The organism is Polaromonas sp. (assembly GCF_012927415.1).
Classification (GTDB): domain Bacteria; phylum Pseudomonadota; class Gammaproteobacteria; order Burkholderiales; family Burkholderiaceae_C; genus Polaromonas.
This window is the reverse complement of record NZ_JABBPF010000010.1, coordinates 1-21954: the sequence shown is the minus strand read 5'-3', so window position 1 is coordinate 21954 and position 21954 is coordinate 1. Positions and strand designations below refer to the sequence as shown.

Annotated in this window: 22 protein-coding genes; 2 read left to right on the top strand and 20 right to left on the bottom strand. The window is 59.1% G+C overall.

Features of this window, described 5'->3' with window-relative positions:
• Positions 1-30: 30 nt before the first annotated feature.
• The 18 genes from HHJ19_RS00450 to HHJ19_RS00370 all read right to left on the bottom strand — a co-directional run bounded on the left by HHJ19_RS00450 (position 31) and on the right by HHJ19_RS00370 (position 17752).
• Positions 31-825 carry a glycosyltransferase family 2 protein gene (locus HHJ19_RS00450; protein ID WP_296903121.1) on the bottom strand — a complete coding sequence of 265 codons (795 nt, stop codon included), beginning with the start codon at positions 823-825 and terminating at the stop codon, positions 31-33.
• A gap of 26 nt (positions 826-851) precedes the next feature.
• Positions 852-1679 (bottom strand): glycosyltransferase family 2 protein, encoded by an 828-nt coding sequence (locus HHJ19_RS00445; RefSeq protein WP_296903103.1) that lies wholly within the window; start codon positions 1677-1679, stop codon positions 852-854.
• Between the two features lie 121 nt (positions 1680-1800).
• Positions 1801-2835: a class I SAM-dependent methyltransferase gene (locus HHJ19_RS00440; protein WP_296903101.1), complete on the bottom strand. Its 1035-nt coding sequence runs from the start codon at positions 2833-2835 to the stop codon at positions 1801-1803.
• A 9-nt stretch (positions 2836-2844) separates the two neighbouring features.
• Entirely contained in the window at positions 2845-4101 is a 1257-nt protein-coding gene (locus tag HHJ19_RS00435; RefSeq protein WP_296903100.1) for an oligosaccharide flippase family protein, read from the bottom strand.
• A 167-nt stretch (positions 4102-4268) separates the two neighbouring features.
• On the bottom strand, positions 4269-4811 hold the full coding sequence (gene rfbC, locus HHJ19_RS00430; RefSeq protein WP_296903099.1) for a dTDP-4-dehydrorhamnose 3,5-epimerase: 543 nt from the start codon (positions 4809-4811) through the stop codon (positions 4269-4271).
• An 11-nt stretch (positions 4812-4822) separates the two neighbouring features.
• A complete protein-coding gene (gene rfbA / locus HHJ19_RS00425) occupies positions 4823-5713 on the bottom strand; it encodes a glucose-1-phosphate thymidylyltransferase RfbA (RefSeq protein ID WP_296903097.1) in 891 nt (296 codons plus the stop codon).
• Between the two features lie 39 nt (positions 5714-5752).
• A complete protein-coding gene (locus HHJ19_RS00420; protein ID WP_296903096.1) occupies positions 5753-5929 on the bottom strand; it encodes a hypothetical protein in 177 nt (58 codons plus the stop codon).
• Positions 5930-6124: 195 nt separating this feature from the next.
• A complete protein-coding gene (gene rfbD / locus HHJ19_RS00415; RefSeq protein WP_296903093.1) occupies positions 6125-7000 on the bottom strand; it encodes a dTDP-4-dehydrorhamnose reductase in 876 nt (291 codons plus the stop codon).
• 26 nt (positions 7001-7026) lie between these two features.
• Complete coding sequence (locus HHJ19_RS00410) at positions 7027-7290, bottom strand: PIN domain-containing protein (RefSeq protein ID WP_296903091.1); 264 nt, start codon at positions 7288-7290, stop codon at positions 7027-7029.
• A gap of 44 nt (positions 7291-7334) precedes the next feature.
• Positions 7335-8405: a dTDP-glucose 4,6-dehydratase gene (gene rfbB / locus HHJ19_RS00405; RefSeq protein ID WP_296903089.1), complete on the bottom strand. Its 1071-nt coding sequence runs from the start codon at positions 8403-8405 to the stop codon at positions 7335-7337.
• Between the two features lie 179 nt (positions 8406-8584).
• Positions 8585-9064, bottom strand: coding sequence for a hypothetical protein (locus HHJ19_RS00400; RefSeq protein ID WP_296903088.1), 480 nt, complete (start codon positions 9062-9064; stop codon positions 8585-8587).
• A gap of 19 nt (positions 9065-9083) precedes the next feature.
• A complete protein-coding gene (locus tag HHJ19_RS00395) occupies positions 9084-10529 on the bottom strand; it encodes a GNAT family N-acetyltransferase (protein ID WP_296903085.1) in 1446 nt (481 codons plus the stop codon).
• Between the two features lie 129 nt (positions 10530-10658).
• The gene (locus HHJ19_RS17970; protein WP_366929368.1) at positions 10659-10934 is read right to left on the bottom strand and encodes a type II toxin-antitoxin system PemK/MazF family toxin; all 276 of its coding nucleotides are present in this window, start codon (positions 10932-10934) and stop codon (positions 10659-10661) included.
• A gap of 343 nt (positions 10935-11277) precedes the next feature.
• Positions 11278-13032: a sialidase family protein gene (locus tag HHJ19_RS00390; RefSeq protein ID WP_296903083.1), complete on the bottom strand. Its 1755-nt coding sequence runs from the start codon at positions 13030-13032 to the stop codon at positions 11278-11280.
• A gap of 249 nt (positions 13033-13281) precedes the next feature.
• The gene (locus HHJ19_RS00385) at positions 13282-15039 is read right to left on the bottom strand and encodes a sialidase family protein (protein ID WP_296903081.1); all 1758 of its coding nucleotides are present in this window, start codon (positions 15037-15039) and stop codon (positions 13282-13284) included.
• A gap of 186 nt (positions 15040-15225) precedes the next feature.
• Positions 15226-16155 (bottom strand): hypothetical protein, encoded by a 930-nt coding sequence (locus tag HHJ19_RS00380; RefSeq protein WP_296903079.1) that lies wholly within the window; start codon positions 16153-16155, stop codon positions 15226-15228.
• Positions 16156-16369: 214 nt separating this feature from the next.
• On the bottom strand, positions 16370-16531 hold the full coding sequence (locus HHJ19_RS00375; protein ID WP_296903078.1) for a hypothetical protein: 162 nt from the start codon (positions 16529-16531) through the stop codon (positions 16370-16372).
• A gap of 267 nt (positions 16532-16798) precedes the next feature.
• The gene (locus HHJ19_RS00370; RefSeq protein WP_296903077.1) at positions 16799-17752 is read right to left on the bottom strand and encodes a hypothetical protein; all 954 of its coding nucleotides are present in this window, start codon (positions 17750-17752) and stop codon (positions 16799-16801) included.
• Between HHJ19_RS00370 and HHJ19_RS00365 the strand changes: the two genes are divergently transcribed.
• On the top strand, positions 17751-18233 hold the full coding sequence (locus HHJ19_RS00365; RefSeq protein ID WP_296903075.1) for a hypothetical protein: 483 nt from the start codon (positions 17751-17753) through the stop codon (positions 18231-18233). The two genes, HHJ19_RS00370 and HHJ19_RS00365, sit on opposite strands and share 2 nt — an antisense overlap.
• Positions 18234-18238: 5 nt before the next feature.
• On the opposite strand, the gene HHJ19_RS00360 is transcribed toward HHJ19_RS00365, so the two are convergent.
• Positions 18239-19174 carry a hypothetical protein gene (locus HHJ19_RS00360; RefSeq protein ID WP_296903074.1) on the bottom strand — a complete coding sequence of 312 codons (936 nt, stop codon included), beginning with the start codon at positions 19172-19174 and terminating at the stop codon, positions 18239-18241.
• 270 nt (positions 19175-19444) lie between these two features.
• Positions 19445-21703 (bottom strand): type II secretion system secretin GspD, encoded by a 2259-nt coding sequence (gspD, locus tag HHJ19_RS00355; protein WP_296903072.1) that lies wholly within the window; start codon positions 21701-21703, stop codon positions 19445-19447.
• Here gspD and HHJ19_RS00350 point away from each other — a divergent pair.
• Positions 21688-21936, top strand: coding sequence for a hypothetical protein (locus HHJ19_RS00350; protein ID WP_296903070.1), 249 nt, complete (start codon positions 21688-21690; stop codon positions 21934-21936). The two genes, gspD and HHJ19_RS00350, sit on opposite strands and share 16 nt — an antisense overlap.
• Positions 21937-21954: the final 18 nt, after the last annotated feature.

Sequence of the window (21954 nt, the reverse complement as noted above, 5' to 3'; positions counted from 1 at the left end):
GGCAACCGCCCGCATCTGGTCGTCCTGCAATTATCTCGAGCCGGTTTTACCAGCAAGCAAGCGGCGGAGTCTGACAATTAAAACGCGGCGGGAAAACTTGATCCACGAGTAAACCCTGAAAAAATGAATCATCCCTTGGGAAATACGTCCCTCGCGGCAGAGAATTTCATAATTTTCCAGCTCACTATGCTGCATGACCCAAAGATCCGCACTCAAGCCGGCATCGCCGAAAATATTCTTGTAAATAAACGCCAGCGGCAATTTTGTCTTGGCGATGCGCAGGCCAGCCGTCGTCACGCGCATCAAAAATAAATGGTCTTCCATATGACGCCGGCCAGGAAGAAAACGAAATGCCAAATCGCTGCGCACCATGAAAGACGGCGTTATAAACGGATTCTTCAACAGCACGTAGAAGGCAGGCAAGTGATAAAACACCGGCTCACCCAGCCGCGCCAGTGTCGGAGTGCCCTCGACCTGCGCGTGGCCATGACCGGACATCACGATATCAGGCTGGGCGAGCATGAAGCGGTATTGCAGCTCAATCTTGCGCGGATGCCAGGAGTCATCTGCGTCCAGAAATGCGATGAATTGTCCTGATGCCGCCTCCCAGCCAGCGTTGCGCGCACTTGCGGCGCCCACGTTTTGCTCAAGCAACACCAGTTTGATCCAGCCCGGAGAATGGCGGTCGCGCAGCGCAGCGAGCACCGAGCGGGTTTCGTCTGCGTTGCCGTCATCCACAAGAATCAATTCCATGGGCCTAACCGTCTGCGCGGCCACAGACGCCACGGCGCGCTCCACGGTCTGCGCGCAGCGGTAGCAAGGCATGACCACGGAGACCGGCACTGCTTCAGTCATGCGGCCAGAAATCCTTTGAGCACAGCCCGGACCCGGCCCATATCGCCAATCGCCAGCCGCTTGGCCAGCATCCTGAGCAGCATGAGAGAAATCGGAATGAATGGAATGGGGGCGTGCCGCCGCAGAAAGCGCACACCGGACTGGGTGAAGTACTGGTCAAGCAGGGAACTGCCCTTGCCCAGGCTGGCTGATTGTTTATGCATTATTCGGGAATCATCTGCTACGGCTAGTTGCCAACCGGCCTTGCGCAGGCGCAAAGCCAAGTCGGAGTCCTCCCAGTACATGAAAAAAGCCATCTGATCGAACAAACCTACTTCTTCAAGCGCAGTACGGCGCAACAACAGCGACGCCCCCGAGATGAAATCGGGCACTCCCGGAGACAGCTGATGGCGTGAGTGGCCAGTCCAGAGGTTTATTCTGCCACCACCCCACAACTGAATTTTGTCACGCTGGTCCGCCTCATAAACGACTGATCCGACCGAAGCCAGCGCAAGGTTTTCATCTGCCACCCGAACCAGCGCCGAAAGCGAGCGGCAGTCGACTGTGGCATCACTATTGACCAGCCATACATAATCTGCGCCACGGGCCAAGGCGAGTTCAATACCGGCGTTGCACCCGCCACCAAAGCCCAGATTGGCCCCGGTTTGCAACAACTCGACCGACGGCATTGCCTTTTTTATCTGCTCAACCGACCCGTCAGTCGACGCATTATCGACCACCAGCAAATGGAAGTCGGGATAGTCCAGGCGCTGCAGGGAGGCGATACAGCAGAGCGTGTCTTGCCAGCCATTCCAGTTGAGCACCACGATTTCCACATGCCTCATCTTGCGCGCCCGGCTTTATGTTTGAATCGCCAGGCCTTTTGCTGAGGCGGACGCTGGGGCGCAAAAAACGGCCCGCCGGTAACGGTAGCCAGAATCCAATTGACGCAACCCGAAAAAGTACTCATGCCTTGGCCCTGGTGCAGACGACTTGAACAATATCCTGCTTGCCCAGGTTCACCCTGGCTTTTCTTCGCATCGCCCTTTTCCCCACCGCAACATCAGAGGGCAGCGTGTCACGCGACCTGCGTTTGATGCGCTCTGATTCAGTCATCGCGACAACATCGCTGGACGGAAACTGGCTGCATTGAAAGCCTTCAGACCGAAGCCAGTCCATTAGCCATGCGGCATCGGGGATGGCCAGATGCCGGGGTGCTTCCAGGCCACGCCAGTTCTCACCGTATTGATCGCGCAAATAACTCGATGCATTGGGTGCTGAGAGCAGCAACACCCCATCGGGCTTGAGCGCCGCAAGCAACAAGCGCAAAAGCCGCAAGGGCTGGTGCACATGCTCAAGAACGTGAGAGCAAATCAGGCAATCGGCCCGTTCCTGATGGGCTGACAGCGCCTCGTAGCCGCCCTGAATCACATTCAGTCCCTGCGCCTGAGCAGCCTGAACTGCGGAAGGGTCCAGTTCAATGCCGAGCGACTGCCAGCCCAGTTGGCTGGCCAACTTCAGGGTATCCCCATTGCCGCATCCCACGTCAATCAGCAAGCCCTTTGGCAACTCTGCCAATTGCCGCAGTCCAAACGGTTCGGTAATCCACGGTTTGAGCAACCCGAAAACCGGGCCCGCCCAGCGCGGCATTCCCAGGCGCGGACTGACAGACCTTCCGAACCGATAAGACCAGTACTCATTGCGCAAGCGCTGTTTAAGTGTATTGAGAAGACTCGCCGGTCGCGCCGGGCCGTGCGTGTAATAACCACCATAGGCCCTGCCGATTGACCCGGCCGTTGGCCTGGGATCCAGAAAAAGTGCGGCGCAATGCCGGCAGTTCCAGTAACGCCAGCGCCCGGGAGCCGAGCCAAAAGTCCAATCCTGGACGTTTTGATAAACCAGGGTCTGGTCGATTCCGCCGCAATACGGGCAAGCAGAAACCGGCTCCAGATCCTGCAGGGGCCAAGACTCGTCCAGCGGGCTTGTGCGGAGGGTTTTCATCGGCCTGTTTCAAACACCGTAAAGGCGTCTTGCAGCCAGGCGCAAGAGCACCAGGTCAAGCAGCACGCGCGCCGCCCAAGCCAGCGCAGCCCCGAGCAAGCCCAACCATGAGGACAAAAACCAGAGCAGAAAAAAGTAGAACAATAATTCAAACAGGTGAAAAATCGCCGTCAGCCTGGGGTTTCCCCTGGCATGCAAAAGTGTGTAGGGGAGCAAGGCCATCGAATTGATCCAGACGCCAGCACACAGGACCAGCACCACCGGCAGCGCCGCTCGCGCAAATTCGGCAGAGAGCCAGACCGCCAGCACCGGATAGGCCAGCGCGGCTGCCAGCAGGCAGACACCCAACATCGACAGCATCACCCGCCTGTAACTCTGGCGATAAGAGCTTGCAGCTTCCTGCTGCCCCATGGCAGCCAGGCGCGGCAGCAAGGCTCCGGTCAATGCCATCGGGATCAGCAATAGCCGCAGCAAACCTTCCTGTGGAATGGCATACAGGGGCAACTGTTCGGCGCCCACCGCCGCGCTGACAAAAAACCGGTCCCCGTACACCATCAGCGGGCCGACGACGCCAGTCACCGTTATCCAGAAACCGTAATTCCACAAGCCACCGAGGTGCCGTTTTTCCAGAACAGCGCCTTTTGAAAACAGTTCACTGCGCAGTTGCAAGCCCATGCCAAGCACCACCAGACACCGCCCCAACACAAGATAGAACGTGATCACCCATAAATCCGGTCCATGAATGTAGACGGACCAGGCTGGCACCATGAACATCCACAGACCCAGTGCGATTCTGCTGATGTTGGAGGCAGAAAAGCGGTCCAGCCCTTCCAGGGCGCCGCGCAGGCCGCTGGCCAGCGTCGTGGGCAAAACCCCGAGTGCGGCAATCAAGAAGGCCTGCATGGAATCGTGCTGCAAAGCCGGGCTGATCTTTAACCAGTGCTGTGCCAGACCGGGGGCCAGCACCCAGACCACGCCCGCGCCGAGCAGGCCCGCAGCCAGGGTCAGTACCATTCCCGCCCTCAGCGTCGGGCCAATCTCCGCAGCTCGCCCGGCCGCACTGAGTTGACTCAGCTGGTAAGTCAGCGCCCGGCCGACGCCCAGGTCAAACAGACTGAAATAACCGATCAGGCCCCAGATCAGGGTCAGCACCCCGAAGGCTTCATTGCCCAAGCGACCCAGCGTGAAGGGAATCAGTGCTGCACCAGCGACCAGCGGCACGGTGCTGCCTGCCAGATTCCACAGCGTATTACGCTTAAGGGACATGACCACGCCCATGCACTGCGCTTGCGCGGGAAATGCCCAGAATATTTCCCGTGATGGGCAGAGTCGATGGCCCCGAAAAGCCTTTCAATGACAAGCGCCCTGCGCCATCGCCATGTATGACACGCAAAATGAAAGCGCAGCTCACCGTGCCAGGCTGCACAGCTTCATCAACGCAGCCCTGCATCGGCCAGGCGTTGCCCAACCTTGTCTTTTGCCGAAAGTTGCGGCTCGCTATCCAGCGGCCACTCAATACCAATGGCAGGATCGTTCCACAACAGGCATCGCTCGTGTTCAGGCGCGTAGTAATCAGTGGTTTTATACAGAAAATCTGCCGATTCGCTGGTCACCAGAAAGCCATGCGCCAAGCCTGGCGGCACCCAAAGCTGGCGATGGTTTTGTTCAGTCAGCTCGACACCCACCCATTGCCCGAAGGTGGGCGATGATTTACGGATGTCCACCGCTACGTCAAATACCGCGCCGCGTACCACGCGAACCAGCTTTCCCTGCGGCTGTTTGAACTGATAGTGCAGGCCGCGCAGCACGCCCCGGCCTGATCGGCTGTGGTTGTCCTGCACAAAGTTGTGCGTCAAGCCGGTTGCCTGGGAAAAGGCCAGGCTGTTAAAGCTCTCAAAGAAAAAACCGCGCTCGTCGCCGAACACTTTGGGTTCGATGATGAGTACGTCAGGGATGGCGGTGGGAATGACTTTCATGGCGTTCATTCTCAAGGAATTGATTGCTGCTCCTGCAGCAGGCGGAGCAGGTATTCGCCATAGCCACTCTTGGCCAGCGGATGTGCCAGCTTTTCAAGCTGCTCGCTGCTGATGCTGCCGCTGCGCCAGGCGATTTCTTCCGGGCAGGCAATCTTCAGTCCCTGCCGGTGCTCCAGTGTGGCGATGAACTGACTGGCCTGCAGCAGGCTGTCATGCGTGCCGGTGTCCAGCCAGGCGTAGCCGCGCTGCATGATCTGGACATTCAGTTCGCCGCGCTCCAGGTAGGCCTGGTTGACGGCCGTTATTTCCAGCTCGCCGCGCGCGCTCGGCTTGACGGCCTTGGCAATGTCCACCACCTGCTGGTCGTAGAAATACAGGCCGGTGACGGCGTAGCTGCTTTTGGGCCTGGCAGGCTTTTCCTCTATGCTGCTGGCACGCCCCTCGGCGTTGAACGCCACCACGCCATAGCGCTCAGGGTCATGCACATGGTAGGCAAATACGGTGGCGCCATGGCTCTGGACATCAGCCCCTGCCAGCAGCTTTTGCAGGTCATGGCCATAAAAGATGTTGTCGCCCAGCACCAGCGCGCTGGGGTTGTTGCCGACAAAGCTCTCGCCAATGATGAAGGCTTGCGCCAAACCGTCCGGGCTGGCCTGCACCGCGTACTGCAGGTTCAGTCCCCATTGGCTTCCATCGCCCAGCAGTTGCTGAAAGCGCGGCGTGTCCTGCGGTGTGCTGATGAGCAGGATGTCGCGAATGCCCGCCAGCATCAGCGCGCTGAGCGGGTAATAAATCATCGGCTTGTCGTAGACCGGCAGCAGTTGCTTGCTCATGGCCAGGGTGGCCGGGTGCAGCCGCGTGCCGGAGCCGCCTGCAAGGATGATGCCTTTGCGTTGGGTCATGGTGTTCGTCTTCAATTCAATGTCTCACTTTCATCACTTCTATATAAACCAGGCGGAGCTCAGCGGAGGGACGCCGACATAGCCAATGCCCCGCCCCAACCAAGCCTGCTGGTCCATGAAAAACAGCACTTCCGCGGCCGTGGCCACCGGGCTGGCTGGAATCGCCTGCAGCAGGCTCAGGACTTCCGCGCGCGCACGCAGATTTTCGCGAGCCACCTTCCCGCTCCAAAGCGGCTGCATCCGCAGCTGCCCATCCTCCGGCGCCAGTCAGGCCTCGCGGATCAATTGGCCTCTTTCGGTCAAGCCACTGATTTGCTGCGCCTACGCCAGCAATTCGTCATCGAGCGTCAGTGTGGTGCGCATGGAGTTTCCTGTTGAGCATCAAAAAAAGGCATCAATGACCAACATATTTTATGCCAACACCTCCGCCAGCATGCGGTCCACGCCCTGCTGCCAGGGCGGCAGACTCAAGCCAAAGGTCAGTTGCAGCCTGGCGCTGTTGAGTCGGGAGTTGAGCGGGCGCGTTGCGGCCGTCGGGAAAGCACTGCTGGCCACGGCCTTCACTTCATTTGCTATTATTTTAATAGCTGGTCGTGCCCGTTTTGCCTGGACCAGAACGTGTTTTGCGTACCAGTTCCAGGTGGTTTCACCCGTTGCAGCCAGGTGGTAGAGGCCTGCGACCTGGCGAATCGCATGGGCGCTCACATCGGCCAGCAGTTCGGCGCCGGTCGGCGCGCCGAACTGGTCATCAATCACAGACAGACTTTCACGTTCCTGCGCCAGGCGCAGCATGGTCTTGGCAAAATTTCCACCACGCGCAGCATAGACCCAGCTGGTGCGAAAAATCAGGTGTTTGATGCAGGTGGCCTTGATCAGCTGCTCGCCCTCCAGCTTGGTCCGGCCATAAACGCTGAGCGGCGCCGGCGCATCGGTTTCAAGCCACGGCGTGCTGCCGCTGCCATCAAACACGTAGTCGGTCGAATAATGCACCAGCCAGGCATTCAGTTTGTCCGCCTCTTGCGCCAGCACGCCGGGCGCCATTGCGTTCAGTGTGCGCGCCAGTTCGGGCTCGCTCTCTGCCTTGTCCACCGCCGTGTGGGCTGCGGCATTGACGATCACATCCGGACGCACGCGTTGAACCGTTTCTGCCAGCCCTTGAAGATTGCTCAGGTCACCGCACAGCTCAAGGCTGTGCCGGTCCAACGCGACCAGTTCGCCGAGGGGCGCCAGGCTGCGTTGCAGTTCCCAGCCAAGCTGGCCGTTTTTGCCGAATAGCAGGATTTTCATGATTCAAGACTCCACTCTTTCACAGCCTAGCCGGGGACACGGAGGAATTCACGGGCATTGTTAGTCACCACCACCGATTTCTCGGTCACGGCATGGGCAGCAATCAGCAGATCCATGCCGGCTATGGGTTGCCCTGCCCGCCCCGGCGCCACACGAATGGTGGCGTAGTGGTGAATCGCCTCGCTGCCAATCCGCTCAATACGAACTGCTCTGACATCCAGACGCAATTTGGCCGGCAGACGGATGGCATGGCTGCGGCAGCTCATAAAAAGTTGGGCCGTCGTAGTCATACAAATCCATTGACGTGATAACACTTTGGCACATCACACTCAATTCAAACAATGGGCGAAGCCTCATACTGCGTCTGCACCCAGTCCCGATAAGCGCCGCTCTGCACATGGGCGACCCATTCGGGGTGGTCCAGATACCACTGCACCGTCTTGCGGATGCCCGAGTCAAAGGTTTCGGCTGGCTTCCAACCGAGTTCTTTTTCAAGCTTGCGCGCATCGATGGCATAACGCCGGTCATGGCCGGGCCGGTCTTTGACAAAGGTGATTTGCGACTGGTAGCCGACACCATCCGTTCGCGGACGCAGCTCGTCAAGCAGGGCGCACACGGTGTGCACGATCTCGATATTGGGCTTTTCGTTCCAGCCCCCGACGTTGTAGACCTCGCCCAGGCGGCCGGCCTCAAGCACGCGGCGAATGGCGCTGCAATGGTCCTTCACGTACAGCCAGTCGCGCACCTGCATGCCGTCGCCGTACACCGGCAAGTCCTTGCCTGCAAGCGCGTTGACGATCAGCAGCGGGATGAGTTTTTCAGGGAAATGGTAAGGCCCGTAGTTGTTGGAGCAATTGGTGGTCAGCACCGGCAGGCCATAGGTGTGGTGGTAAGCGCGCACCAGGTGGTCGCTGGCGGCCTTGCTGGCCGAGTAAGGGCTGTTCGGCTCGTAGCGATGCGTCTCGGTAAACGCCGGTTCGGTGGCGCAAAGCGAACCATAGACCTCATCGGTGGACACATGCAGAAAACGAAACTCCGCCTGCGCCTGACCCGAAAGCCCACCCCAGTGCTTGCGCACCGCCTCAAGCAGCTGAAACGTTCCGACAATGTTCGTCTGGATAAAGTCGTCCGGGCCAAGAATCGAACGGTCCACATGCGACTCGGCTGCGAAGTTGACGACCGCGCGCGGCTGGTGCTGCGCAAGCAGGCGCGTCAGCAGTTCCGCATCGCCGATATCACCCTGCTCAAAGGTGTGGCGGCTATCGCCTTGCAAAGACGCCAGGTTTTCAAGATTCCCCGCATAGGTCAGCTTGTCCAGCGTGAGCACCGGCTCCTCCCCGCTTGCCAGCCAGTCCAGAACAAAATTGGCACCGATAAAGCCGGCCCCGCCAGTCACCAGAATCATGAAACTCCTTGGGTTGCGCGCGCTGCGGAAGGCCGGACCCTCCGAACCACACGAAAATGATGCGTTGTAAATTATCCCATGAGGAGTTGCCGCCTCTTGCCAGGCTTGAATCAAGGAAAAACTGCGAATCGCCATTGCAGCAACGCTTGCCGACCTTGCGCCTCAGGCGATACGGCAAGTCAATACCTGCCCGAAGCGCCACCACCGCCAAAGTTTCCACCACCACCTGAACTTTCAGCAGCGCCAGGCTGGCTGCCCGAATCGCCACCAGAAGCCGTTGCCGAAGCGGCCGCATTGAGCAGACCATCGGCTGCCACGCCGGCTGCGGTCGCCGCAACCGTCACTGCAAGATCAACGCCAAGTTCCAGCGATGAGCGATGTTGGGCAATACCCAAAAAGACCGGATCAAGAAAAAGCTTCAGCAGGGCCATGATCAGGCCGCCAAATACCCCGGTGATCAGGAGGAGCTCACCGCCTCGCGTCGAGGCGAACCATGCATTCCGACTAAAAACCTCATGCGGCAAACGACCGCCCACCCCGACAAACACCAGAAAAAACACGATCAGGCCAAGGGCAAGGTAAACCAGCCAGCGCCAGCGCGGCAACGGTGTTGTCGCGCCTGGGGCGCAACGGTGGGAAGTGGACCGCGATCTGGACACGCCCGCTTTTTAACACGGCTTACCGAAAATCCGTGTCGCCCGACGTCAGCCACCACTTGCCCACAAACAGTTCAGACTGCGGATCGGCCGTCCAGCTGCTGGCTGGAATCAGCACATTCAATGGCTCCTCCGTGCCCTCGCAGGCCACGAACAGCGGTAAATGGTTGGTCGTCGTCCAGGCATACAGAGACGGCAAGCCCCAGCGTCCGGTCAGGCGGCGCGCCTGGTCGATCACCAGCGCGAAATGGGCCAGCGGTGCAATCACGTCCATCAGCTCGCAAGCGTCTTCCAGCCGCTGCAGCACCGCCACGCCCAGCGGCTTGCCGGTCAAACGCGCAGTGACCAGCAGCAACTCGTAGTGGTTATGCGGGTGGCTGAAATAACGCCGTTCCAGATAGGCCCAGTCCCTGACGCCCACGACGCTCTCGCGCAAATCGTGCGCCATCGCCGCCCACAGTGGCGCCACCAGCGCGCCATCGGCGGCATTGCCCCGGGCCAGGTTTCGCACCCGGGTTTGCAGGCGCCAGCGCGGCGAGGACGGCAGCCAGCGCAGCTGCGCCATTTGACCCGCCTTGGTGTACAGCCCCATTTTTTCCGCCACGCGCATGGCCCGCGCATTCGGGAACCCAAAACCCCGCGGGCCATAGACTTCAGGCCAACTGGTGCCGATCAGGAAAAACGGCCCATTGCGCGTCAACACCCCCCGCTCCCGCGACTGGACCATCACATCACCGATCTGCGCCACCCGGTCTGGTTTGCCGCAGCGCAAAATATCGCGGTAAATGCCGCCGTAGTGCGCCACCACTTTGCCCTCGCTGCGCACCAGCACCGCATTGCCCCGGCTGGCGCCGTATTTCCAGTCCCACAGGGCCCAGCTCAGCGGATGACCAAACACATCCTGGAACAGCGCGGCCAGTTCGTCGAAATCCGTCGGCAGGACATGACCCACACGCCAGCGTGGTGCGGTCGCCGCCCGGTGCAGGACATGCACAAAAAACGGCCCTGCGGTGTCAGCAGACGGCGTGGCCATGTCAAACCCGCAACGCGCCGCCAGCGCCTGCAAGTAGTCCATCCAGGAACCGGCGGCGCGCTCGCCTGCCAGCAGCACCACCCCTTGCGGCGTCAGCAAGTCATTGAGCCCGTCAAACAAGGCCAGTGGATGAATGTCAGCGGCAAAATCCAGCGCCAGAACGGCGTCAAAATGGCGGCCCGCGGTGGCTGGCCCACTCAGCCTGACCTGAAGCAGCTCGCCCCTGGCGCCTGCCGGGGGCTGCTCCAGATGTTGCGGGTCGCGCCAGCGCAGGGTCGTCAGCCGATAGCCGCGCGCCTGCAGTGCAGCTGTCATCGTGGCCGGAAACTCACCGAGCAACAGCAGCTCCAGCGGCGCCGCAGGCAGTTGCTTTTCCAACACTTCAGTCAGCGCCGCCTGTGCGCTGGCCGAAGCCGTGGCCACACCGTTGATCATGAGCATCCTGCCTGCAAAAAAGCCTGTATTTTAATGCCGGGTAAAACCCGACCTTCCGGCGCAGAAACCATGCGGCAGGAGCCCCGAACACGCGGCTCAGAATTGCGGCGCCGATGCCCTGCGTCTGTTTCAATGAATCATGAGAAAGCTTTTGATCTTTGCACGGACAGAAAGCATCACATCCGTATTGCCGGCAGCCTTTTTTCTGGCCTCTCGAACTTTCCAGTCAAGCGACTTCACTTGATCGGCAAGCACGACACAGTCCACGCCATCGACCGACGCAAACACTTCAACGGATAGCCCTTGATTTTGGTACTTAGAAGGCTTAAGGGGGCTTATGGGGCTTACGGGGCAACAGGTCATGAGCCTCGTCCCAGCGCTGCAGGCAGCGGGACAGAGGACCAAAGTCGCACGCAGCAGGCCTGCAGGCCTGCAGGCCCAAAATTGCTACGAAATAAATAGCTAACCATGACCGTACTTATTGGACCTGATGCTTGTTGGATACTTTATTTGTAACTGCCCGGCTCTCCGGGGTTTCCGTCCTTCTCGCAAAGACGGAAAGCCGGTTGCGCTGGTTCTTCATGGGGCGCGTGAGGCCGCCAACACCCTGATAATTGCATGAATCAATTAAATCGGCTTCACGTCCAACGAATACGGTCATAGTTTGCTATATAAATAATAGCATTTAAACGGGTAAGAAAACCTCGCCCGGGTTCGGGCGAGGCTGATGGCTCAGGGCTGTACCGGCTCAGTATTTGAGGTTGGGCTGACCAAAAGAAGGGCTGTAAACCAAGTACCACTCCTTGCCGACCCAAACCCAGGTATTGATGGCCTCGACGTCGGCCGGCACCAGCGTGAGCGACTTGCCGCTGGCCAGCGGCGTGGTCTTGACTTCGTACCTGATCTTCATTTTCACGCTGGCCTCGTTGCCGGCGATGGCGACGTCATCAATCGAAAACGACTGGTAGGTAATGACACCGACGCTTTCAAGATAAGTCTTCTTCGGCGTGGCGGCCTTGTAGGCGAAATCGAACACGTCGTAGGTCGGTTCGTAGTTGCCCTCGACGCGGTTTTGCCACAGCGTTTTCACCCGTTGCAGCAGTCTGGCCTTGCGCTCGGCCTCATCGACGATCGGCTGGGCGGCAAACTCGGGCAGCGCTTTGGCACCTTCAACCAGCGGCAGCAGTATTAAGACAAACTTGCCTTTGAGCAGGTCCTCTGACGGATAGACATCGTAGCCAATGGCGGCTTGATTGCCCCAGGGGACCAGCTTGGGCCAGCCTGCCGACACCTCGCCGGGCTTGAGCAGTGGCTGCGGCGCGGACCACGTCTGCCCCTGGTCAAACGAGGCCGACAGGTAAATATTGGCGCGAATGTCGCGGTAATCGACCCAGCTAGCCAGCAAGGGGCCTTTAGTCACCGCCATGATGACCGGCACCATGGAGCGCGTGTTGTCGTTCGCTTTGGTGTCCAGCCGCTGCGCTGCACCCAGCCACTGGGCATCGGCGATGTTCAGGCTCGCCCGCATGACCCTGGCTTTCGTGCCTTCGTGCTCCTGCATCCATACCAGGTGGGCACGCTCACCGGCCAGCGCCAGTTGCGCGCCGCTGTTGCTCATGCCCTCGGTGCCCGCCAGCAGGCCCGTGCCGCGCCAGCTGCGGCCCTGGTCTTTCGACGCGAAGGCGAGGATGCCGCGCTCATGCTCATCGGCGGCGATGACGATGTCGTTGCCTTGCGCGCGCACCATCAGCGACGAAATCAGCTTGTCTGACGTGAAAAGCACCTCCTGCGGCGACCAGCGAAGGCCGGAGTCTTCGCTGTGGCGGCTTAGGATGCGGTAGCTGAGCTTGCCGGACACGCGCACGGCATCGACCCAGGCCGTGACCCAGGCATTGCCTGACTCGACACTCTGCGGTTCATGCACATTAGTCGAAAGGGAACCATCAGGAAGGTCCAGCCGCACATCAGGCCTGGCCCAGCTACGGCCATAGTCGGTGGAGCGGTTGAAAAATGCCTGGTAGCGCGGCAGGCGCTCGTCCTGGTAAGTCATGCCCAGCACGCCGCCGGGCGCGCGCAGCAGACTGAAGGGCGCAAGCACGCCATGGTTGTCGTTGACGATACTGACCGGCGCAAAACCCTTGCCGCCGTCGGCCGATGAGGTGAAATAGAGGTTTTTCGCATCCTGGTGCGACCACCAGAGGGCGTGCAGTTGCTGCTCCTGCGGCTGCAGCTGAAAGCGGTTGCCGCCACGCACCGGGGCGCTTTCATCGAGCAGCTGGCGCTTGTCGCCGAGCTGGAAGACGACCCGGTTGTCCTGGGTGGCAAAAAGCAGAGCTGGCTGGCCATTGACTTCGGCAATGGCAGGCCGGGTTTGCGCCGCACCGGTAGACATGTCGTCTACCTGCAGCAAGAGCTTGCCGGCCGAATCGGCGCCGACCAAAGCACAGCCGCTGAACGAGGCCAGTGAAGCCAGTGAAGCCAGCATGAACAAAAAGCGTTTCATGACGTTGAATTCCCTCGATTTGAGTTCACAGCGCAGTCTAGCACCGCGCCCTGTTCGGTCATTGCGAGCGCAGCGTGGCCATCCATTACTGCGATTGATCGATCCCGGACCATCACGACCACGGCTTTAGGTTGACGGACGGTTCGCAGGCCTCGAAGCCGGAAACCGGCTTGATCGCTGGCCCGTTCACGCGCGAAAAAAAACCTCGCCCAGTGACGGACGAGGTTGAACGCTCAAACAAGCACCCGCTTAATATTTAAGCTGCGGCGGCTCAAAAGAAGGCGAGTACACCATGTACCAGTCATTCGCAACCCACACCCAGGTAGGGGGAGACTCAACATCGGCAGCCGGAAGAGTAATTTTTTTGCCCGTTGACGGCAGGACCGTCGGCTTGACCTCGTACCTGAGCTTCATTTTCACGCTCGCCTCGTTGCCGGCGATGGCGATGTCGCCTACCGCATAAGACAAATAGCTGATGACGCCCACGCTGTCCACATAATATTTCTTCGGTGTGGCGGCCTTGTAGGCGAAGTCGAACATGTCGTAGGTGGGCTCATAATTGCCGGCCACACGCTGATCCCACATCGTTTTTACCCGTTGCTCCAGCCGCGCCTTGCGGTCGGCCTCGCTGAGCGCCGAGGGTGCGGGCAGACCGGCCAGGCCCTTGGCGCTATCGGCGGCTTCCAGCAGCCTGACGACGAACTTGCCGTCTGCGGGACGGTCAGTCGGGTAAAGCTCATAACCGATGGCGACCTGATCGCGCCAGGGCAGCAACTGGGGCCAGCCCGCCGACACCTCGCCGGGCTTGAGCAGGGCTTGCGGTGCGGACCACGCCTGCCCCTGATCAGACGATGAAGACAGGTAGACGTTGGGACGAATGTCGCGGAAGTCGACCCAGCTCGCCAGCACCGAGCCCTGCGGCGTTGCCAGGATGACTGGCGACGTGGAGCGCGTGTTCTCATGCGACTTCAGATCCAGCCTTTGAACCGCGCCCAGCCACTTGGACTGGGCGACGTCCAGGCTGGCGCGCATGATGCGGGTTTTCTCGTCCTTGCGGTCCTGCATCCAGACCAGGTGCGCGCGGCCACCAGTCACCGCCATGTCGATACCGCTGTTGCTCGCACCCTCGGTGCCGGCCAACACGCCCGCGCTGCGCCAACTGCGGCCCTCGTCCTGCGAACCCAGGGCAATGATGCCGCGGTTCAGCTCATCGGCGGCGATGACCATGTTGCCGCTCTGGGCGCGAATCATCAGCGACGATATCTGGTGGTCGGCGCTGTAAAGCACCTCTGGCGCGCTCCAGCTCTGGCCCTCGTCCACACTGCGGCGGCTGACAATGCGGTAGCTGGCTTGGCCCGTGCCTGGCGTATTGTCCGTCCAGGCGCTGACCCAGACCGTGCCCGACTGCACGCTTTGCGCCTCATGCACGTCGCTGGTCCGCCCCTTGGGCGGGGTGTCCAGCCGCTGGTCGGGACGCGCCCAGGAACGGCCGTTGTCGGTGGAGCGGTTGAAATAGGCCTGGTAGCCGGTTGCGCGCTCGTCCTGGTAGGTGACACCCACCACGCCTTGCGGCCCCTGGGTCAGGGAATACGGTGGAAGCACGCCATGCTCGTCGTTGACCATGCTGACCGCGTTAAAACTCTTGCCCTCGTCGGCCGACGACGTGAAATAAATGTTTTTACCATCATCGTGGGACCACCAGAGTGCCTGCAGATTCTGGTCTTGGCGATGCAGCTGGAAATGATTGCCCCCACGCACGCGCGCGGTTTCGTCCAGCAGTTGTCGCTGCCCACCAATCTGCAGGGCCACGCGGTCGTCCTTGGCAGCATAAAGAATGGCCGGCTTGCCATTGAGTTCGACGATGGCTGGCCGGTTTTGCAAGGTACCGGTGGCAGCGTCATCCACTTGCGCCAGCACCTTGTTGCCTGATTCGGCGCCAATTGAAGCGCAGCCACCCGCCGAAACGAGCGACGTCAGTAAAGCCCATATGAACAAATAGCGTTTCATGTTCCCGATGTCTCCCGAATTGAAATTAACCTAGCAGTTTAGCATCGCCCTCAGGTCGCAAACGCACAGCGCGCCGGCAAAATGCCAGATAAAAAAAAGGCCCCGCAAGCGGGGCCTTTTGTTGTTTTCCTGCAAGCTTTGCCAACCGCGAGGTTGGCTTGGCTTGCAACAAAAACCAGGGCTGGATTACAGGCCAGCTTGTTCGCGGTGCAGGAACATCTTGCCGGCGAAAGGCGCGCCAACGGCTGGCAGAACCGTTTGCATCTTCATCAGCACAACACCGGTGGCGTTGGTAGCCGGAACTGGTGTTCCCGTAACCTTGACCAGACCGCCATTGCCGCCGACGGCAGCCAACTGGGCAGAGGTCGCCAGGTCAGAAGTCGCGAGCGTGCCAGAGCAGGTGATGGTCTTGCCGGCTGTACCGGAGTAAGCGACTTCGTCGTTGTTGTAGATGTTGCCGTTGTTGGTGAATGTCACACCACCGGTCCAGTTCGCACCGGCGGTGATAACTGGGCCCATGTTGCCGACGATAACGCCGAACCAGCTGGTGTTCACGATGCCACCAGGCAGGGCGGTCAGGGGGAAGTTCAGATCAGTGATGCCAGAGAAGTCACCTTCACCATTGGCACCGAAGGCGCCGTTGGTTGCAGCTGCATTGTCGATACCTGGGTAAGACACGACCAAGCCGCTGGTCGGATCAACAATAGCCATGCTGCCGCGCAGCGCGTCGTTGGCAGCGAAGGACTTGCTGGACACGACCAGGAAGCCGGTTTGGCCAGCCAGCGGGAAGTAGACAGGAGTCGACGTGTCGCTGCCGACAACCTTGCCGAAACCGCCAGCAGCAGGGGAAGCGATGGAGTGGCTCAGAATGTCATTGGCGGTCAGGGAACCGTTAGCATCGTAGTGGGTGCAAGCCGGGCCGTAGTTGTACACATAGTGCAGAGCTTGGGTAGCTGGAGCGGCACCGGTGTTGGACAGGCTCAAGACGCTTTGTGCGCCGGTGGCGGTGGTGAAGTAAGGGAACAGCAGCGAGTTGGCGCTGGCGGTGCTAACAGCGGCGAACATCGCCACGCCAACAGAAGCGGCGATCAGAGTCTTTTGAAAAGAAGTTTTCATGTTGCGTTTTTCCTATTTTGGCCAAAATAAAATAATTTCATACAAAAAATACAAAGACGTTTCCGCCAGAGCAAACTGTATTACTTGTCCTAACTAAATCCATGAGACATGGGCAGTCTTCGCCGACTACGTAAGAAAAGTGACTTCTTTTACGTTACCAGCTGTGCCAGCTCCCTGACTCATGGCCTCACTATATAAAGGAAGACCTATCAGGTCAAAGGTATTTAGCCTGACTTTCGACACTGTGTGCGTTAATTGCAACATCGACAGCAGAAAAACTTGGCCGGATTGCAATTTTCAAATTTTGCAAGGTGTTGGCGTTCACTTCCGCCTCTTTAACTCTGCTGCTGAATTGCTGGCTGGCCTCGCCATCCATCACATGCCCTGCCCTGCCCTGCCACCGATATTTTCAGGATTCAATGCCCACAGCTACCTGATGACTCTGGACACCGACGGTTCGCCGAGGTGAAAGTGCCCGGCAACGCTTGCAAGCGCAAGCTCGCCATGGCGATGTCGACTTAAACCGGCCCGCATCGTTGTGACCAACGAAAAAAGCCCCGAGAACGGGGCTTTTGAGAGTTGTTGACGACATTCACTACCGCCTGCAAGCGCGTCAGAGCGGGAATAAGTTACACCTTGCTTGTTATCCCATATTTGCCAGTAGCACCGGCGCTGGAGTCGGCGTACCACCTTCGCGGTGCAAGAACTGTTTGCCACCAAACACGCCACCCACTGCTGGCTGAACGTATTGCAGCTTCATCAACACAACACCGGTAGCGGGAGTACCAGCGACAACCGTGCCGACTGAGTTGATCAGACCACCATTGGAACCAACAGCCGATGCTTGGGCAGAGGTAGCCAGATCGGTCGGAACAAGAGCACCAGAGCAGGTGATGGTTTTGGTGGCCGTGCCAGAGTAGGCCACTTCGTCGTTGTTGTAGACGTTACCGTTATTGCTGAAAGACACCGCGCCAGTCCAGTTTGCACCGTTGGTGATAGCAGTAGACATGTCACCGACAACCACGGCGTACCAAGAAGTGGCAACCACCGCGCCGGGGAGACTGGTCAATGGGAAGTTCAGATCCTTGATAGCACTGAAGTTGCCTTCAGTGGCGCTGGTATCAAGGGCATTGTCGATGCCAGGGTAGGAAACCACCAGGCCGCTTGATGGGTCAACAATGGCCATGCTGCCGCGCAGAGCGGTTGTCGATGTCGTGTTCTTGCTGGAAACCACCAGAAAGCCGGATTGATTAGCCAATGGGAAGTAAACAGGAATGGACTTGTCAGTGCCGACTGCCAGGCCGAAACCGCCAGCAGCAGGTGAAGCGATGGAGTGCGACAAGATGTCATTGGCGGTCAAAGAGCCGTTTGCATCGTAGTGGGTGCAAGCCGTGCCGTAGTTGTACACATAGTGCACAGGTACAACACCAGTACCGGTACCAGTAGCAGTGTTCGACAGGCTCAGCACGCTTTGTGCGCCGGAATTGGTCGTGAAGTAAGGGAACAGCAGCGAGTTGGCGCTGGCGGTGCTAACAGCGGCGAACATCGCCACGCCAATAGAAGCGGCGATCAGAGTCTTTTGAAAAGAAGTTTTCATGTTGCGTTTCCTATTGTGTCCAAAAAGAGTTCATGCAAAAAAAGAGGGTGGTTATTACCGTTCACGCATGATGTTACATCCACCAACTAAATTTCACAAGTTACGAGTCCGACCAATTCGCCTGCGTGAGCAAATGGCTTCTTTACGTTACCGGTCGTACCCGCCCTTCGATGCATGCCCCTGTATCAAGTGCATGGTGGGCAGCAACAACGATTCAGTGCGACTGTTGCGAGGGTTCGTCTTCAATGCAACATCAGTAGCAAAAAAGAAACTCTGTTTTATCCAGAAGCTCACCCTAACGGTGCGTAATTATGCAGACGCCATGAATCGCGCAGTTTTTTTGCAATGCCTCAGTAGCAAAAGCCGCCATTGGCGCGAGCTGAACCAAGAAAAAGCCCTTGCCGGGCTTTTTCTTGGTCTTTTCCAACCATTCCCTAACCCGCCGTCTTTAAAGAAAGCCCGGTCGGCGAGAAAACGATAGTTTGATCAGAAAGACTTGGCTTCGCGGTGCAGAAACTGCTTACCAGCGAAAGGCGCGCCCACAGCAGCCTTGACCACCTGGATCTTGTTCAGGATCAAGCCGGTGCTGGCCAGCACAGTGGCAGAAGGCGCAACAGGGGTACCGGTCGCGTGAATCAGACCGCCGTTCGGCCCCACTGCCGCTTGCTGGGCGCTGGTCAGGAGGTCAGCAGTGGCGAATTTGCCGGCGCAGCTCAGCACCTTTGTCTTCACCCCTGAGAAAGCCTGCTCGTCGTTGTCATACACCACGCCATTGTTGCCCAGGGTGGATGCGCCGGTCCAGTTGGCGCTGGCAATGATGGCTGGGGACATGTCGCCCACCACGACGCCATACCAGGACGTGTCGACCAGGCCCGAGCCATAGGTGGTCAGGTTGAAGTTGTTGTCGGTGATGGCGGCGTAATTGCCTTCGTTGGCAGCAACGTTGGTCGCCAAACCGTTGCTGATGCCCGCATACGACACGACCAGGCCGGTAGACGGGTCAACAATGGCCATGTCGCCGGTGATGACGTCGGGGCCGGGGCTGCTCTTGTTAGACACCACCAGAAAACCGAAGCTGTTGGCCAGGGGAAAGTAAAACGGCGTGGAGCCGTCAGCGCCAGCGGCCTTGCCATAACCGCCGGCGGACGGTGAGGCGATGGAATGCTGCATCAGGTCGTTGGCAGTGACCTTGCCATTGCCGTCGTAGTGGGTACAGGCGTCACCGTAGTTGTAAACGTAATGCAGCGTTTCCGGAGCACCGACGGCGTTGGTGTTGCTGGAGATGCTGAGCGCGCTTTGGGCGCCGCTGGTCGTGGTGAAGAAAGGGAATAGCAGCGAGTTGGCGCTGGCAGTGCCGACAGCAGCGAGCATCGCTGCGCCGACAGAAGCGGCGACCAGGGTTCTTTGAAAAGTGGTTTTCATGTTACGTTTCCAATCTTGGCAAAATTAAAATAATTTCAGACAAAAAAAAGACGTTTGTCGCCGGAAAAAAGTGCGTTGTTACCAATCACTAAATTCCGGAAACACGAACAGATTAAACCAGTGGTCGCAGATACCTAATCTCTTTACGTTACCGGATGTGGCCGCACTTCAGTCCCCCTTCCTTACTGTGAAGGAGGCTGGGAAATCGCAGATTTTGGCCCGGCTTTTACGCCCCCAGTAACGCGTATGAAACATGTGTAGCCGAAAAAATTAGCGTGCTGGTGATTTTTCAATTTCGAAGGGGTTGGCGCTGATTTCCGATTCTTTGACGGTGGCGCCTGATTCCGGGTTCAGCTTGCGCATGCCGGTGAGTTTTTTGCGGAACTCGGCGGTGACGTCACGGGCCTGCTGGTAATCATTCACTACACGCGGTGTGATGGTGATGATCATCTCGCGACGTGTCTTGGTTTGGGTCTTCGCGCCAAAAAGCGCGCCAACCACGGGGATCTCGGACAGGAAGGGCAGACCCGATGATCCGTTTTCGTTGTCGTCCTTGATCAGGCCGCCCAACACCATGGTGTCACCCGACTGCACGGCCACAATGGTTTGCGCGGAGCGCTTGTTGATGGTCGGAGAATTGAGGCCGGTGGTGGTCACACCGATTTGCACGTCGCTGACTTCCTGGCTGACCTCAAGCGTAACCAAACCGCCCGCGTTGATGTGCGGCCGCACCGAAAGCACAACGCCGGTGTCAATGTAGTTGACCGAAGTGGTGATGGCGGTGTTGGCGGTGGTGCCAGTCAGGGTGCTTTGTCCCTGCACCGGGACGCTGGAACCGACGTTGATTTTGGCCACCTGGTTGTCTGTCACCATGATGTGCGGTGACGAGAGCACGTTGACCTTGGTGGTCTTCGCCAATGCGCTCAGCACCGCCTTGATATTACCGCCGGCGCCGCGCCAGACAGCAGAGAAAGGCAGTTGCGGCGAGACCGATCCGGTCGGTGTGGAAAGCCCCGCGCCAATACCGCCGGAATTTAACAGCGAGCCGTTCACATTGCCGCTGCTAAAGAACCATTCAAGCCCATAGCTGAGCGCTCCGTTGAGAGTTACCTCGGCAATGGTGACCTCGACCAGCACCTGGCGCGGCACGACGTCGAGCTTTTTAATGGCTTCCTCGATTTTTTCGTATTCAGCGCCGTTGGCCATCACCAGCAGGGCATTGTTGTCGCGGTCGGCAATGACCTTGATGGTACTGGCCGAGCCCAGACCGAGCGCTTCGCCGGTGCCGGCCGCGACCACGCCGGGGCCTGTTGCTGTTGGTGTGGCACCAAGCGCAGCGCCGACAGATGCGCCGCCCGCAGCAGCGCCAAGCGAACTGGTACCCTGACCCGGAGCGCCGCCCGTCTGCAGAGTGGCTGCCGCCAGACCGGGGGCTACCATAGGCTGGTTGGACGAACCGGAAGAAGAATTACCGCCAATCACCTGGCTGAGCAGCGCTGCGATCTTTTCGGCATTGCCGTTTTGTACCGCGTAAACGTGCAGGCGGGTGCCGCTCTTGCCGCCGTTGCGGTCGAGCCGTTCAACCCAGATCTTCGCCTGTTCCAGGTATTGCGCCCGTGGGCTGACGACGAGCAAGGCGTTCATGCGCTCCATGGGAATGACGCGCAGCATGCCGGCGAACGGCCCCTTGGATTTGTCGCCGAAGAGGAGTTCAATTTCGGGCATGACGCTTTTGACATCCACACTTTTCAGGGTGAACAGGCCGACCGACATGCCGGCCAGCCAGTCGAGGTCGAACACACTTATGGTCTCAAGGGCGTGGCGCATCTCACCCTCGGCGCCGGCGAGGATCAGCAGATTTCGGGTTTCATCGACCCGCAGGATGCTGCCTTCGGGCACCAGGGGTTCGAGGATCTTGGCCATTTCGCGCGATGAGATGAATTGCAGCTGCACCACCTGAACGCTGTAACCCTGCTGCAGGTTGCCGACCTGGGGCGTGGTGGCACCGCGCAGCGCGTTGCCGATGGGTGCGATCTTGTAAACGCCGTTTTCACGCACCATGGCCGCGCCGTTCATACGCAGCACGGTTTCAAGGATGGCAGGCACAGCGGCCCGGCTGACGGCCTGGCTGGTGTGGATGGTCACGGTGCCGTTGACCTTGGGGTCAATCGTGTAGTTTTCGTGCAGCATGTCGCCCATGGCCACGCGCACCACCTCACGCAGGTCTGCACCTTCGAAGTTGAGCAAGATGTCTTTGGCGCCCGAAGGAACGGCGATGACTGCTGCAGGTTTGACGAAGACGCCGGTGCCCGGCGTGATCTTCATCTGGTTGTCGTCATCCTTTTTTGCATCTTTTTTCATGTCCTGCGTTCCGTCCCCGCCCGGGGGGGCTGTCAGCAGGATAGGACTTGCCAGCTCGGGGCTCTTCGCTGCGGGTAAAAAGCCTGGCTGCGTGGCGCAACCGACCAATGCGACTGGCAGGCAATAAGCCATCAGCATTGCCAGCTGCGCGTATGAATGTTTCCTCATCAAGATTCCTTAATTTTCCGGTCGCAGCCGGTGTTCTGAATTATTTGGCGATTGCCGTGGGCGGCGGGTTTGCGGAAGCCGGAGAAGTCGCAACGGCAGGCCTGGCGGAACTGGCAGCGGGCAATGCGGCCGGGGCTGCGCCCACAGCAGCTGGCGTCACTGCTGGTTTACCGGGAGTTGCAGCTGAAGCGGGCGGCGCGGCGGGCAAGGCGCCCGACTGCGGCGCGGGTTGATTTTGCATTGCTCCCGGC

Coding starts and splice junctions, on each gene's coding strand:
- HHJ19_RS00365 (WP_296903075.1), top strand. CDS start 17,751: ATGTTGCGTTTCCTATTGTGTCCAAAAAGAGTTCATGCAAAAAAAGAG.
- HHJ19_RS00410 (WP_296903091.1), bottom strand. CDS start 7,290: ATGACTACGACGGCCCAACTTTTTATGAGCTGCCGCAGCCATGCCATC.
- HHJ19_RS00450 (WP_296903121.1), bottom strand. CDS start 825: ATGCCTTGCTACCGCTGCGCGCAGACCGTGGAGCGCGCCGTGGCGTCT.
- HHJ19_RS00385 (WP_296903081.1), bottom strand. CDS start 15,039: ATGAAACGCTATTTGTTCATATGGGCTTTACTGACGTCGCTCGTTTCG.
- HHJ19_RS00440 (WP_296903101.1), bottom strand. CDS start 2,835: ATGAAAACCCTCCGCACAAGCCCGCTGGACGAGTCTTGGCCCCTGCAG.
- HHJ19_RS00360 (WP_296903074.1), bottom strand. CDS start 19,174: ATGAAAACCACTTTTCAAAGAACCCTGGTCGCCGCTTCTGTCGGCGCA.
- HHJ19_RS00435 (WP_296903100.1), bottom strand. CDS start 4,101: ATGTCCCTTAAGCGTAATACGCTGTGGAATCTGGCAGGCAGCACCGTG.
- rfbD (WP_296903093.1), bottom strand. CDS start 7,000: ATGAAAATCCTGCTATTCGGCAAAAACGGCCAGCTTGGCTGGGAACTG.
- rfbC (WP_296903099.1), bottom strand. CDS start 4,811: ATGAAAGTCATTCCCACCGCCATCCCTGACGTACTCATCATCGAACCC.
- HHJ19_RS00380 (WP_296903079.1), bottom strand. CDS start 16,155: ATGAAAACTTCTTTTCAAAAGACTCTGATCGCCGCTTCTGTTGGCGTG.
- HHJ19_RS00375 (WP_296903078.1), bottom strand. CDS start 16,531: ATGGATGGCGAGGCCAGCCAGCAATTCAGCAGCAGAGTTAAAGAGGCG.
- HHJ19_RS00445 (WP_296903103.1), bottom strand. CDS start 1,679: ATGAGGCATGTGGAAATCGTGGTGCTCAACTGGAATGGCTGGCAAGAC.
- rfbA (WP_296903097.1), bottom strand. CDS start 5,713: ATGACCCAACGCAAAGGCATCATCCTTGCAGGCGGCTCCGGCACGCGG.
- HHJ19_RS00370 (WP_296903077.1), bottom strand. CDS start 17,752: ATGAAAACTTCTTTTCAAAAGACTCTGATCGCCGCTTCTATTGGCGTG.
- HHJ19_RS00350 (WP_296903070.1), top strand. CDS start 21,688: ATGAATGTTTCCTCATCAAGATTCCTTAATTTTCCGGTCGCAGCCGGT.
- HHJ19_RS00395 (WP_296903085.1), bottom strand. CDS start 10,529: ATGATCAACGGTGTGGCCACGGCTTCGGCCAGCGCACAGGCGGCGCTG.
- gspD (WP_296903072.1), bottom strand. CDS start 21,703: ATGAGGAAACATTCATACGCGCAGCTGGCAATGCTGATGGCTTATTGC.
- rfbB (WP_296903089.1), bottom strand. CDS start 8,405: ATGATTCTGGTGACTGGCGGGGCCGGCTTTATCGGTGCCAATTTTGTT.
- HHJ19_RS00390 (WP_296903083.1), bottom strand. CDS start 13,032: ATGAAACGCTTTTTGTTCATGCTGGCTTCACTGGCTTCACTGGCCTCG.